9 protein-coding genes and 1 pseudogene are annotated in these 13,759 nt (G+C 44.3%); 6 read left to right on the top strand and 4 right to left on the bottom strand.

Translation table 11 applies throughout. From position 1 onward, the window contains the following. The first annotated feature begins 222 nt into the window (after window positions 1–222). The 5 genes and pseudogenes from ACKPCE_RS07705 (at window position 223) to ACKPCE_RS07685 (ending at window position 6,993) form a co-directional block, all read left to right on the top strand. A complete protein-coding gene (locus tag ACKPCE_RS07705) occupies window positions 223–717 on the top strand; it encodes an energy transducer TonB (RefSeq protein ID WP_276964376.1) in 495 nt (164 codons plus the stop codon). Between the two features lie 82 nt (window positions 718–799). Next, window positions 800–4,504 (top strand): phosphoribosylformylglycinamidine synthase, encoded by a 3,705-nt coding sequence (gene purL, locus ACKPCE_RS07700; RefSeq protein WP_319504731.1) that lies wholly within the window; start codon window positions 800–802, stop codon window positions 4,502–4,504. 619 nt (window positions 4,505–5,123) lie between these two features. Further along, window positions 5,124–5,879: pseudogene (locus tag ACKPCE_RS07695) on the top strand (helix-turn-helix domain-containing protein); the annotation flags it as partial. An 18-nt stretch (window positions 5,880–5,897) separates the two neighbouring features. Further along, on the top strand, window positions 5,898–6,440 hold the full coding sequence (locus ACKPCE_RS07690) for a chromate transporter (RefSeq protein ID WP_319504730.1): 543 nt from the start codon (window positions 5,898–5,900) through the stop codon (window positions 6,438–6,440). A 4-nt stretch (window positions 6,441–6,444) separates the two neighbouring features. Continuing rightward, window positions 6,445–6,993 carry a chromate transporter gene (locus ACKPCE_RS07685; RefSeq protein ID WP_319504729.1) on the top strand — a complete coding sequence of 183 codons (549 nt, stop codon included), beginning with the start codon at window positions 6,445–6,447 and terminating at the stop codon, window positions 6,991–6,993. An 18-nt stretch (window positions 6,994–7,011) separates the two neighbouring features. Here the strand turns inward: ACKPCE_RS07685 and ACKPCE_RS07680 are convergent, their stop codons facing one another. Next, window positions 7,012–8,559, bottom strand: coding sequence for a glycoside hydrolase family 10-like protein (locus tag ACKPCE_RS07680; RefSeq protein ID WP_319504728.1), 1,548 nt, complete (start codon window positions 8,557–8,559; stop codon window positions 7,012–7,014). A gap of 86 nt (window positions 8,560–8,645) precedes the next feature. On the opposite strand from ACKPCE_RS07680, the gene uvrA reads away from it, so the two are divergent. After that, window positions 8,646–11,426 carry an excinuclease ABC subunit UvrA gene (uvrA, locus tag ACKPCE_RS07675; RefSeq protein ID WP_319504727.1) on the top strand — a complete coding sequence of 927 codons (2,781 nt, stop codon included), beginning with the start codon at window positions 8,646–8,648 and terminating at the stop codon, window positions 11,424–11,426. A gap of 85 nt (window positions 11,427–11,511) precedes the next feature. Here uvrA and ACKPCE_RS07670 read toward each other — a convergent pair whose 3' ends face one another. From ACKPCE_RS07670 to ACKPCE_RS07660, 3 genes are read right to left on the bottom strand one after another with little or no spacing between them, the layout of a single operon-like run. Then, window positions 11,512–11,997 (bottom strand): hypothetical protein, encoded by a 486-nt coding sequence (locus tag ACKPCE_RS07670; protein ID WP_319504726.1) that lies wholly within the window; start codon window positions 11,995–11,997, stop codon window positions 11,512–11,514. Window positions 11,998–12,001: 4 nt separating this feature from the next. After that, complete coding sequence (locus ACKPCE_RS07665; protein WP_276964364.1) at window positions 12,002–12,232, bottom strand: hypothetical protein; 231 nt, start codon at window positions 12,230–12,232, stop codon at window positions 12,002–12,004. Window position 12,233: 1 nt separating this feature from the next. Beyond that, window positions 12,234–13,661: a carbon starvation CstA family protein gene (locus ACKPCE_RS07660; RefSeq protein ID WP_319504725.1), complete on the bottom strand. Its 1,428-nt coding sequence runs from the start codon at window positions 13,659–13,661 to the stop codon at window positions 12,234–12,236. Window positions 13,662–13,759: the final 98 nt, after the last annotated feature.

Here is a 13,759-nt window from a genome sequence, read left to right as displayed (position 1 = left end):
TTGGTGAGGCTTTTTTTGAGGCAAGTATCACACATAAAAGATTGATTATAAGCCAATTATAAGGTTGGTGATACTTGGTGATACTTTTTTTCATACTTTTTATGTAGAGTAGCCCGTCCTAAAGATTTTAGTTTCGCAATTTGCTAGTTCAACACTTTTACTATATATTGCCACTCTGTTTCTATTAAACGAAGTATTATAATATTTATTCCTTTATTAATTATGCAAGCTAAATTATTATTTTTCATTCTATTGTTAAGCTTCCACAACCCAGCATCAGCACAAGAAAAGAAGACTAACAGGGAGGCTGAATGTTGCGTAGGCGAGTATTCATTTAAAGAATTTCTCTCCAAGACAATTAAATATCCTTTATCTGCTCAGGAAGACAATCTGCAGGGGCAAGTTGTTATTGATTTTATCGTTGATCAGAATGGAAACTTGAAAGATTTTATACCGGTAAAGCAGTTCGATAAGCAATGTACAGAGTATGCTATTAAAGCATTAAAGGCATCACCGACATGGTTACCCAAAATGGAGAATGGCAAACCTGTCGCCTCCAAACAATCAGTTATAATCTATTTTAAACTGAGAGGTGCCGATACCCAAATAGATATTGAACCTAAAGACGGAGACATTATTATTTGGGGCTACGGTTCAACGAAAGAAAAAGCATTAACAGGTGAAGCACATCCATCGGCAACTTCTAAAAAACAGTAATTAAAATATTCGGAGCACAAACATTTTTTCGTTATCTTTGCCGCATCATTTACAATACGTAATTCATAACTCGTAATTCAATATGATCTTTTTTTTCAGAACTCCTTCCACAAGCGTGATTGCCGTTGACTGCAACCACGAACTTACCACGAATGATAGTAAGAAACTCTGCTGGCTCTTTGGAGATGCCGCTGCGGAAAGTGAAGATAACCTGCATGGCTGTTTTATCGGGCCACGACGCGAGATGATTACTCCCTGGAGTACGAATGCCGTTGAAATCACTCAAAACATGGGGATTGACGGCATTCTTCGCATAGAAGAATACTTCCCCGTGAAAGATGAAAACGCCGATTTCGATCCCATGTTGCAACGCTTGTACAAAGGGTTGAATCAGGATGTATTCGTAACCAACCGCCAACCGGAACCGATTGTGTACATCGAAGATCTGGAGGCTTATAACGAGAAAGAAGGTCTGGCCCTTTCTAAAGAGGAAATGGATTACCTCAAGAAGATGGAAAACGACCTGGGACGTAAGCTGACCGACTCGGAAGTATTCGGCTTTGCCCAAATCAACTCGGAACACTGCCGTCACAAAATATTTGGCGGTACATTCGTTATCGATGGGGTGGAGATGGAATCTTCGCTTTTCCAAATGATTAAGAAAACAACGCAGGAAAACCCCAACAAGATTTTATCTGCTTACAAAGATAATGTGGCGTTTGCCGAAGGACCGGTTGTGGAACAGTTTGCTCCTGCCGATCACTCCAAACCCGACTACTTTATCATCAAAGATATTAAAACAGTGATTTCACTCAAGGCGGAAACACATAACTTCCCTACTACGGTTGAACCGTTCAACGGTGCATCAACCGGTACCGGTGGTGAGATTCGTGACCGTATGGGTGGCGGTAAAGGTTCATGGCCTATTGCCGGAACAGCGGTGTACATGACTTCGTATCCGCGTACGGAGGAAGGCCGCGAGTGGGAAGAAGTTCTTCCAGTTCGCAAATGGTTGTACCAAACACCGGAACAGATTCTCATCAAAGCATCTAACGGAGCATCCGACTTTGGAAACAAGTTTGGCCAGCCGCTTATCTGTGGTTCGGTACTGACCTTTGAACATACCGAAAACAACGAGGTGTATGGTTACGATAAGGTGATCATGCTTGCCGGTGGTGTGGGTTATGGCACGCAAAGAGACTGCCTGAAAGGTCACCCCGAAGCGGGCAACAAGGTGGTAGTAATTGGTGGCGATAACTATCGCATCGGACTGGGTGGCGGTTCTGTTTCTTCTGTAGATACGGGTCGTTACAGTAGCGGCATTGAGCTGAATGCGGTGCAAAGGGCGAACGCCGAAATGCAGAAACGAGCCAATAACGTGGTGCGTGCTTTGTGCGAAGAGGAGGAGAATCCCATTGTTTCTATTCACGACCACGGTTCGGCAGGACACGTTAACTGCTTGTCGGAACTGGTTGAAGAGTGCGGTGGGGTTATCGAAATGGATAAACTGCCCATTGGCGACAAAACATTGTCGGCCAAGGAGATTATAGCCAACGAATCGCAGGAGCGCATGGGACTCCTTATTAAGGAGGAAGCCATTGAGCATGTTCGTAAGATTGCCGAACGCGAAAGGGCGCCGATGTATGTGGTGGGTGAAACAACAGGCGATCAGCGTTTTGCGTTTCAGCAAGCAGACGGGGTTCGTCCGTTCGACTTAGCAGTAGAGCAGATGTTCGGCTCATCGCCCAAAACTTACATGATTGATAAAACGGTTGAAAGACATTACGATAATCCGACGTATGATGTGGCCAACCTGCACGAGTATCTGACTCAGGTTTTGCAACTGGAAGCAGTGGCTTGCAAGGATTGGTTAACAAATAAGGTAGACCGCTCGGTAACGGGTAAGGTGGCGCGCCAGCAATGTCAGGGTGAGATTCAGCTTCCACTGAGTGACTGTGGAGTAGTAGCACTCGATTACCGTGGAGAAAAGGGTATTGCTACTTCCATCGGGCATGCACCGCAAGCGGCTCTGGCCGATCCGGCTGCGGGTTCGGTACTTTCTGTTGCCGAATCGCTGACCAACTTGGTGTGGGCTCCGCTGGCCGAAGGTCTGGATAGTGTATCACTTTCTGCCAACTGGATGTGGCCTTGCCGCTCGCAAGAAGGGGAAGATGCCCGTCTTTACACTGCTGTCAAAGCGTTGAGTGATTTCTGCTGCGCGCTGCAAATCAATGTGCCAACGGGAAAAGACTCGTTGTCGATGACTCAGAAGTATCCCGACGGCAGCAAGGTTATTTCTCCGGGTACGGTAATCGTATCGGCAGGTGGAGAGGTGTCCGACGTTAAGAAGGTGGTTTCACCGGTAATGGTCAACGACGATAAATCGTCTTTCTATCACATTGACTTCAGCTTTGACACGTTCAAGCTGGGAGGTTCTGCTTTCGCTCAGTCGCTGGGCAAGGTAGGCGATGATGTTCCCACTGTGCAGGAGGCCGAGTATTTCCGCGATGCATTCCTTGCCGTACAAGCGCTGATTAATAAGGGGCTCATCATGGCCGGACACGATATTTCAGCCGGTGGTTTGATTACTACGTTACTTGAAATGTGTTTTGCAAACGTAGAAGGGGGTATGGAGATAAGCCTCAACAAGCTGAAAGAAGAAGATATTGTTAAGATTCTGTTTGCCGAAAATCCGGGTATCGTGATTCAGGTGAAAGACAAGCATAAGGATGAGATCAGCAAATTGCTGGAAGATGCCGGAGTAGGTTTCGTGAAAATAGGTAAACCTACCGACGAACGCCATATTTTGGTGACCAAAGGGGAGGCTACTTACCAGTTCGGCATTGATTACATGCGCGATGTTTGGTATTCATCGTCTTACCTGCTCGACCGTAAACAGTCGATGAACGGTTGTGCCAAGAAACGTTTCGAGAACTTCCGTATGCAACCCATCGAAACGGTGTTCGCACCTTCTTTCAAGGGTAAGTTCTCTCAATACGGCATTGACCCCGACCGTCGCACACCAAACGGCATACGTGCAGCCATCATCCGCGAAAAGGGAACGAATGGCGAACGTGAAATGGCGTACTCGCTTTATCTGGCCGGATTCGATGTAAAGGATGTTACCATGACCGACCTGATCAGCGGACGTGAAACTTTAGAAGACGTAAGCATGGTGGTTTACTGCGGTGGGTTCTCAAACTCTGACGTACTAGGCTCTGCCAAAGGATGGGCCGGCGGATTTTTGTTCAACGAAAAGGCCAAAGCGGCTCTGGATAACTTCTATGCCCGCGAAGATACCTTGTCATTGGGTATCTGCAACGGCTGTCAGTTGATGATGGAGCTGGGACTGATTAACCCGGAACACGAAAAGAAGGGTAAGTTGTTACACAATGATTCGCACAAATTCGAATCGACTTTCGTTGGGGTAACTATTCCGACAAACCGCAGTGTCATGTTTGGCTCGTTGAGCGGCAGTAAATTGGGCATCTGGGTGGCTCACGGAGAAGGAAAGTTCTCTCTTCCTTATGAGGAAGACAAATACAATGTGGTAGCCAAATACAGCTACGATGAATACCCGGGCAATCCTAACGGATCCGATTATTCGGTAGCAGCACTTGCCAGTGCCGACGGTCGCCACCTGGCTATGATGCCTCACCTGGAACGTGCCATCTTCCCTTGGCAAAATGCTTATTATCCGGCCAACCGGGTAATGGGTGATCAGGTTACACCGTGGATAGAAGCATTTGTCAATGCCCGTAACTGGATTGAAACAAGGAAAAAATAATGAAACATTAAATGAGAGTCCCCGTTAACTTTTTACCTTAAAAGATGAACGGGGACTTTTTATTTGTGTAATTTTTACCAATCACATATTTTGATTGTTCAAAAATAATAAGTAAGTTTGTATTGGGATGACTAAAATTTGTTCAACTTTATAAAAGCAGACAGCCATGAAAAGAATGACGATGCTACTTCTCATCTTTACAGCAGCAACGAAAAAAACGTATGCTTTCACTCCGGATGATGCTCAAATTGAATACGCAACAGGAACCATCTTGCTGTTTATTGTATTGATCGGAATCTGTATCTATCTCATGATGAGAAACTCTGCTTTGAAACAAGAACTAAAGAGAGCGGAAGAACAACTTCAGTCTTTTACCGATGTGGTGCAGAACATGCGCACACCGGTTGAACTCATACGAAAACCACTGGAAGAAACACTGACCAATGATACGCTTACGAATGAAGGAGTTGGTAACCTGAACACAGCCATCCGAAATGCCAACACCATTGTTCGACTCATCAATCAGATAACTCATACCGAGGTGTTGCCACCCACAGAAAGTAGTTCTTTGACTCTGCTTACTGCCGAAGAGGTGGTTGTGCCCACGGTAACAGCCAGCCGCATGCTTATCTTTGAACCCGATGCGCAAGCTGCTGATTTTCTGGTGCAACATTTATCCGACCAATATCAGCTGGAAGTGGTGCACAACGGACTGGATGCTATTGATAAGGTAAGAGAACTAAAACCGGATCTTATTATTGCCAGCATGAATTTGCCGGGCATGGGAGGCGACGAGCTGTGCAGTAAAGTGAAAAATAACATCGAAACGTCTCACATTCCCATCGTACTGCTCATTGAACTGGAAGATAGAAAAGGACTGATGAAAGGATTAAAAACAAGTGCCGACGAATATGTGATTAAGCCTTTCAATATTGATATTCTAAAAGCAACGCTGACCAACTTGCTTACCAACAAAGCATTGATGCGAAAAAGATATGCCGACTTAGACTTCAATACATCTGCCGAATGTGTGAATTGTTCTACAGACATAGACTGGAAGTTTATAGACGGAATTAAGAGGCACGTGGAAGAGCACATGGCCAATCCATCGTTCAACGTTGACATGCTTTGCACGTTGCTCAATATGAGCCGCACCAGCTTTTACAACAAACTAAAGGCACTTACGGATCAGGCACCGGCAGATTATGTACGGATTATCCGTCTCAAGAGGGCAGCGCAGTTGCTCAAGGATCAACAGCACAGCATAACCGAAGTAGCGGAGCTAACCGGATTTAGTGATGCCAAGTACTTCCGCGAGGTATTTAAGAAACATTTTAAAGTTAGCCCCAGCAAATACGGCAAGGGAGAAGATTAGATTTAAATAATAAATAAAATGAGTATTTACCTGAAATTATTCGGGATTTTCTTCAAAATAGGATTATTCACCATCGGCGGAGGCTATGCCATGATTCCGCTAATAGAAAATGAAATCGTAACCAAAAGACAATGGATTAAGAAAGAAGAGTTTCTTGATCTGCTTGCCATATCACAAACAGCCCCGGGTGTGATGGCTATCAACATTGCCATTTTCATAGGTTATCGTTTGCGTAAGGTGAAAGGTAGCCTCTTCGCTACATTAGGTGTGGTGATGCCTTCGTTTGTCATCATTCTGACTATCGCCATGTTCTTCCATAGCTTTAAAGAGAACCCGGTGGTTGAGAAGATATTTAAAGGAATACGGCCGGGAGTAGTGGCTTTAATTGCTGCTCCTACCTTTAACATGGCCAAAATGGCACGAATAAACCGATACACCATTTGGATTCCGGTGGCATCGGCTCTGCTTATCTGGCTGCTCGATGTATCACCGATATGGATTATTGTGGTTGCGAGTACAGGTGGTTTCTTGTGGGGAAAATATGTAAAAAAGAGTATTTAAAGCTATGATATATTTACAACTGTTTTATACTTTCTTTAAGATCGGCCTTTTCGGCTTTGGTGGTGGATACGGAATGTTGTCTTTGATACAGGCCGAAGTGGTTACCAACCACGAATGGATGACCGCCGGCGAATTTACAGATATTGTAGCGGTCAGTCAGATGACACCCGGCCCCATAGGTATCAATGCTGCTACTTATGTGGGATATACGGCAACGGGTAGTTTCTGGGGTTCGGTGATTGCCACTTTTGCAGTGGTACTCCCCTCTTTCATTCTGATGCTTGCCATCAGTAAGTTCTTTTTAAAATATCAGAAGCACCCGGTTATTGAAGCAGTGTTTAAAGGATTGCGTCCGGGCATTGTTGGGTTATTGGCCTCTGCGGTATTGGTATTGATGACTACAGAAAACTTTGGTTCGCCTCAAACGGACCTCTACACCTTTTTGGTAAGCAGCACGCTTTTCGTAGGGGTGTTTATTGCTAGCAAGGTGTATAAAGTAAACCCCATCCTCCTGATTGTAATTTGCGGAGTAATGGGGTTCATCCTTTATTAAATGGTGCTCACGAGAGAACTATAACTTCACCTTTTTAGAAACGCTTTTTGATTCGTTATGCAGGCGATCCAGTGCCGTCACTACATAACGGTATTTGGTTTTACCTGATTCATAAGGCAATTGATAGAACGTATTCCGCGTGATAGCTACAATATGTGAAGGATCTTCAAGATTCACTTTCTCCTTGTTCTCAAAACGGTAAATTACATACTGAACGGCACGGTCCATTTCTGTCTTGGCTTTCGGTGCAGTCCAAAACAGCATATAGCCATCTGCTGTCCAAACAGATTTTACCTTTCGTACTTTATCGGGTGCCTGACTATCCATGAAATGGAAAACAGGAATTAACGCCGGATATTTATGGTATTCCTTGATCAAGGCATCACGGTAATTGCCTGCATTCTCAACCACCGCACTGGCAGGCCACTGACAGCTTCCACCAATGGTTTGATAAGCACGTTGCAAAGCCATTTTACGAGGTAGTTGGTTGATAGCCGGATTTTGAGGATCGGCTTTCTCAACAGTATTCATAACAGATTGCCCGATAAACAAAGGACGGTTGCAGGTGTTTCTTGCCCACCAGTCGACCAGTGTTTGGTAGTCGGCACGAGGGTGTCCAATCTCCCAATATAGCTGAGGTATGTTGTAGTCAATCCATCCTTCACGTGCCCAAAGTAACACATCGGCATACAGGTCGTCGTAGTTTTGCAATGCCTGAGTCTTGCTTCCCAACGGATCACTGCTCTGGTTACGGTAAACACCGAACGGGCTAACGCCGAATTTCACCCAAGGTTTGAGCTCACGAATGGTCTCGTGTATCTTTTTAATCAACAGATTGACATTACTTCTGCGCCAATCGGCCCGGCTGTCGAATCCACCTCCGTAACGTGCAAAGCTGGCGTCGTCGGGGAAATTCAATCCTTTAATGGGGTAAGGATAAAAATAATCGTCCATGTGAATGGCATCTACATCATAACGGGAAACAATATCGGTTACCACCATGCTGATGTGATGTCTGCTTTCCGGAAGTGCCGGATCGAAAAAGAGTTGATCGCCGTAAGTAACGAACCATTCGGGATGGATATTATACACATGACTAGGTGCTAGCTGACTCTTTAAAGTTGTTTTCACACGATAAGGATTTATCCATGCATGAAACTCCATATTTCGTTTGTGACATTCCTCAATCATAAATTGCATCGGGTCCCACAAAGGTTCGGGTGCTTGCCCTTGAACTCCTGTCAGGAAACGGCTCCAAGGTTCTAGTTTGGAAGCATAAAGAGCATCGGCTTCAGGGCGTACCTGAAAGATGATGGCGTTAATACCTGCTTCCTGAAGGGAATTGAGCTGATTGGTTAACGTTTGCTTGAGTTTCTCGGCAGACATTCCCTTAAACTGTCCGTTCACGGTTTGAATCCACGCAGCTCTAAATTCTCTTTTGGGATAATTTTGCGCCTGTGTTACCAATGAAAAAGACAAGGCTGCCAAAAGGAAGAAAAATTTTCTTAGTTTCATATTGCCATTGTTTATTATAATAATGCAGGGCAAAGATAAAAGATAATTCATTAACTTTGCATATTCAGAGCTAATTATCGGACCGGGAAACTGTACGGTAAAAGCTGATTATTCATAAACTAAGACGAGATAACAATATGTCGGACAGCAAATATATAAGCATAAAGGGCGCAAGGGTTAACAACCTGAAAAACATTGATGTGAATATTCCCCGCAACAAACTGGTGGTAATAACCGGATTATCGGGTTCGGGAAAGTCATCTCTGGCTTTCGATACCCTATATGCCGAAGGACAACGCCGCTACGTGGAAAGTCTGTCATCTTATGCCCGACAGTTTTTGGGAAGGATGAGCAAACCGGAGTGTGACTTCATCAAAGGCATTCCACCCGCCATTGCCATTGAACAAAAGGTGAACAGCCGGAACCCACGTTCTACCGTTGGAACCAGTACGGAGATTTACGAATACATGCGTTTATTGTTTGCCCGTATCGGGCGGACTTTCAGCCCTGTGAGCGGTGAAGAGGTTAAGAAACACAGTGTGGAAGATATTGTAAACTGTATGCTGCAATACCCGGAAGGGACACGGTACATGGTATTGACCCGTATATTGCTGCGCGAAGGCAGAAGTTTGAAGCAGCAGTTGGAAATAGACCTCAAACAAGGATTTAACCGCGTAGAGGTAAACGGTGAGACGGTGCGTATGGAAGAATACGAACCCAAAGAAAACGATGAAGTGTATTTGTTAGTTGACCGCATGACGGCCGGAAGTAGTAAGGATGCCATAAGCAGGTTAACCGACTCGGCGGAGACTGCCATGTACGAAGGCGATGGTTTGTGCATGCTGCGTTTTTACCTGCCCGACGGCACGACACGTTTGCATACGTTCAGTACCAAATTTGAAGTCGACGGCATCAAGTTTGAGGAACCGAACGACCAGATGTTTTCGTTTAACTCTCCCATTGGAGCCTGCCCCAAATGTGAAGGTTTCGGTAAAGTAATAGGAATTGACGAACATCTGGTGATACCCAACAGGGCATTATCAGTTTACGACGGTGCTGTGGTTTGTTGGCGAGGTGAAAAAATGGGGGAATGGAAGGATGCATTGATTCACAATGCAGTGAAGTTCGATTTTCCTATTTTCACTCCCTATTATCAATTGACCGATGAGCAGCGCAGAGTACTGTGGGAAGGTAACGAGTTCTTTCAAGGGATCAATGATTTCTTCCGCATGTTGGAAGAGAATCAGTACAAAATACAATATCGGGTTATGCTGGCCCGTTACCGTGGCAAAACAATTTGCCCTCAATGTCACGGTACACGACTCAAACCGGAGGCCGGCTATGTAAAGGTAGGCGGCAAAAACATCAGCGAGCTGGTTGACTTGCCAATCACGGAGTTAAAAAAGTTTTTCGACACGTTACAACTCACCAAACATGATGAAGAAGTGGCGCGACGCATTCTGACTGAGATAAATAGTCGCATTCGTTTTTTAATTGATGTTGGGTTGGGCTATCTTACATTAAACCGCCTTTCAAATTCACTATCGGGGGGTGAAAGTCAACGTATAAACCTAGCTACCTCGTTGGGAAGTAGTTTGGTGGGTAGTTTGTACATTCTCGATGAACCGAGTATTGGTTTGCATAGTCGGGATACCGACAAATTGATTCACGTGCTACTCGAATTGCAAAAATTAGGAAACACGGTTGTAGTGGTTGAACACGACGAAGAAATTATACGAGCTGCCGATTACATCATTGACATTGGCCCGGATGCCGGCCGTCTGGGCGGAGAGGTAGTGTATGAGGGCGATATGAAAGACCTGATCAAAGGAACAATTAGCCATACGGTACGCTACCTGCTTGGCGAAGAAGAAATTCCTCTCCCATTGCATCGCCGTCCGTGGAATAATTACATTGAGATAACCGGCGCGCGTGAAAATAACCTGAAAGGAATAGATGTACGCTTTCCGCTTAACGTTATGACGGTTGTGACCGGTGTTTCAGGTTCAGGAAAGAGCACGCTGGTAAGGGATATCTTTTACCGAGCTTTAAAAAGGGAACTGGATGAATGCAGTGACCGCCCGGGTGAATTTCTTTTGCTACAGGGTGATGTCAAAAGCCTCAAAAACATTGAGTTCATAGATCAAAACCCTATTGGTAAGTCATCACGCAGCAATCCGGTAACCTACATCAAAGCTTATGATGAAATAAGAAAACTTTGGGCAGAGCAACCTTTAGCTAAGCAAATGGGCTACACGGCCGGGCATTTCAGTTTCAATAGCGAAGGCGGGCGCTGTGAAGAGTGTAAGGGAGACGGTAACATTACGGTGGAAATGCAGTTCATGGCCGACTTGGTGTTGGAGTGTGAATCTTGCCACGGCAAACGTTTCAAAAGCGAAACACTCGAGGTTTGCTTTCACGAAAAGAATATATATGATGTATTAGAGATGACGGTGAATGAAGCCGTTGAGTTCTTCACTCTTCACGGACAGAAGAAAGTTGTAAAGAAGTTATTGCCGTTGCAGGAAGTAGGATTAGGTTACGTGAAACTGGGGCAGTCGTCTTCCACTCTTTCGGGTGGTGAGAATCAGCGTGTGAAGCTGGCCTATTATTTAAGTCAGGAAAAAGCTGAACCTACCTTGTTTATCTTTGACGAACCAACTACCGGACTACATTTTCACGACATTCGAAAATTGCTTGAGGCATTCGATGCTCTGATTCGCCGGGGGCACACGCTTATCATCATTGAACATAACATGGATGTGATTAAGTGCGCCGACTATGTAATTGACCTCGGCCCCGAAGGAGGCGACAAGGGAGGACACTTGGTTGCCTGTGGTACACCGGAAGAGGTAGCCGAATGTGGAGCCAGCTACACAGGACAATTTCTTAAAGAAAAACTGGCTATAGGCAAGTGACAAGATACACTCTCATAAAAAGCCCCTGATTAAAAGATAATATGTTCTTTCAATCAGGGGCTTTCAGTTAAGCTATCATTCTTTATCAAAAGTAGAAGCCAAATCCTATTTTCAAACCAATTTTGGAATAATCACCATCTTTGAATGACATATCATAATATACAGCAGGTTCTATAGTAACCGTCTTTGAAAGAAAATAAGCATAACCGGCTTCAACACCAAATGCATAATCATCTTCTTCAACACCACCTTTCAAATCCCATTTCTTCATTTTTAATCCGGCTCCCATATATACACCTGTGCGATCAAAATAGTAACGACCACCCACACCCAATGAATAAACGTCGATGGGATCAGTCCAATCGGCTCCGATATGAACTAACAAAGCAATGTTATCTTCCAGGAATGCTCCACCCTGAGCCTGAAATCCAAACTGTGTTTTCTCAGCACTGCTGTACGACAAATCAAGTCCGGTAACCGATGGATTCAATAGCCAGGTTCCTTTTTCAAACTGCGCCTTTGCTGCCAATGCGGCAAACAGAAAGGCAATGATCATTAAAGATTTCTTCATGTTTTTATTTGTTTAAGTTATCATTAGTAGCTTCACGGCGTCGTTGTTCCTGAAGCTTTTCTTTCTTTCTCAACACAAGCCACAAGGCTAGTACTATAACATAACCTCCGGCAAGAGTGAGATATTTTTCCGTATCACTAGTAACAGTGTTTCTTGGCAGCAAATAGGCTGCCGTAGCCGTTACATAAATAAAAAAGGCAATAGCTATCCAACTGGATTTTCTCAACTTTTTCATATCATTTTTTCATTAATGCGCATTCTCGTCTATTCCATCTGTAAAAAAGTACCATAGCTGTTACAACGCTCACAGCACCTACTACATAAGCAACTTGTTGTGACAATCCGAATCCTTCGGGAGCAATACTGATGTAAGTAATGCAAACGCCTGTCATAAAGAGCGCCGGAATAAATGTCACCCAATACAACTTGCCCGCTTTTGCTAAGAAAACCGTGATTGCCCAAAGAGTAAAGACCGACAGTGTTTGATTGGCCCAAGCAAAATAACGCCAAATCATATCAAAACCGTTTTTGTCACGCAGACTGTATAACAACAGTCCAACTGCAACTAGAAACATCGGTACACTTATGTATAAACGGCGACGCATGCTTTTTTGTTCCATTCCCAAAAAATCAGCAACAATAAGTCGGGCCGAACGGAAAGCAGTATCACCCGATGTAATTGGCGCTGCAATAACACCTAAAACGGCTAACAATCCGCCTATAGTACCCAGCCAGTTTTTCGTTATGGCATCAACTATCACCGAAGCATTTGTTTCCTCCATGCCATTCTCTCCGAAGAAGCAGGTTGCTGCCGCGGCCCAGATCAAAGCCACAATTCCTTCGGTAATCATTGCTCCGTAGAAAACGGGACGACCATACATTTCACTCTTCATACAGCGTGCCATGAGTGGACTCTGCGTTGCGTGAAAACCAGAAATGGCTCCACAAGCAATACTGACAAACATAATCGGGAAAATTGGTAAAGACTCTGACTGAGGATGTTTGTTGCTCAAACCATCCCAAAATTCAGGTAAAACGGGATGATGATAATACAACATAAACAAAATACCCACTGCCATAAACAGCAAAGCGATTGCAAAAAGCGGATATATTTTACCAATGATCTTATCAATAGGCAATAGAGTAGCTAATATGTAATACAAAAAAACAACTATGATCCAAAAAGTAGTATCCAGATTATCGGGTGTAAGTTTGGCTAATAAACCAGCAGGACCGGCAACGAACACGGCTCCGACTAATATCATCAGAATAACGGTAAAACCTCGCATCACCTGTTTGGTGGTTACCCCCAAATAACGCCCTATGATTTCGGGTAGACTTTCACCGTTGTGACGAATGGAAAGCATACCGGCCAGGTAATCGTGAGTAGCACCTGCAAAAATACTTCCTAATACAATCCATAGATAAGAAGAGGTTCCGAATTTAGCTCCCATAATAGCGCCGAAGATGGGGCCCAATCCAGCAATGTTAAGAAACTGGATCATAAAGATCTTCCAAGTAGGAAGAGGAATAAAGTCAACTCCATCTGTCTGAGTAAGGGCAGGTGTTTGTCGGTTGTCGGGTTTAAATAATCTTTCGATAAATCGCCCGTAAATAAAGTAGCCTGCTATAAGAGCAGCAAGGCAAATACTAAATGTAATCATGATGTGTTGGTTTATATAGCGCAAATGTAGCATATTATCAGGAAACAACACAACAATATCAACTCTTTTACTACCTTTGCAGAAATTTAAATAAATAG

This window comes from Bacteroides graminisolvens (genome assembly GCF_963666085.1).
Classification (GTDB): Bacteria; Bacteroidota; Bacteroidia; order Bacteroidales; family Bacteroidaceae; genus Bacteroides; species Bacteroides graminisolvens.
Note: the sequence above shows the minus strand (reverse complement) of the source record. Positions and strands in the feature narration are given on the sequence as shown.

Coding starts and splice junctions, on each gene's coding strand:
- ACKPCE_RS07680 (WP_319504728.1), bottom strand. CDS start 8,559: ATGAATTATCTTTTATCTTTGCCCTGCATTATTATAATAAACAATGGC.
- ACKPCE_RS07670 (WP_319504726.1), bottom strand. CDS start 11,997: ATGAAGAAATCTTTAATGATCATTGCCTTTCTGTTTGCCGCATTGGCA.
- ACKPCE_RS07705 (WP_276964376.1), top strand. CDS start 223: ATGCAAGCTAAATTATTATTTTTCATTCTATTGTTAAGCTTCCACAAC.
- uvrA (WP_319504727.1), top strand. CDS start 8,646: ATGTCGGACAGCAAATATATAAGCATAAAGGGCGCAAGGGTTAACAAC.
- ACKPCE_RS07685 (WP_319504729.1), top strand. CDS start 6,445: ATGATATATTTACAACTGTTTTATACTTTCTTTAAGATCGGCCTTTTC.
- purL (WP_319504731.1), top strand. CDS start 800: ATGATCTTTTTTTTCAGAACTCCTTCCACAAGCGTGATTGCCGTTGAC.
- ACKPCE_RS07690 (WP_319504730.1), top strand. CDS start 5,898: ATGAGTATTTACCTGAAATTATTCGGGATTTTCTTCAAAATAGGATTA.
- ACKPCE_RS07665 (WP_276964364.1), bottom strand. CDS start 12,232: ATGAAAAAGTTGAGAAAATCCAGTTGGATAGCTATTGCCTTTTTTATT.
- ACKPCE_RS07660 (WP_319504725.1), bottom strand. CDS start 13,661: ATGATTACATTTAGTATTTGCCTTGCTGCTCTTATAGCAGGCTACTTT.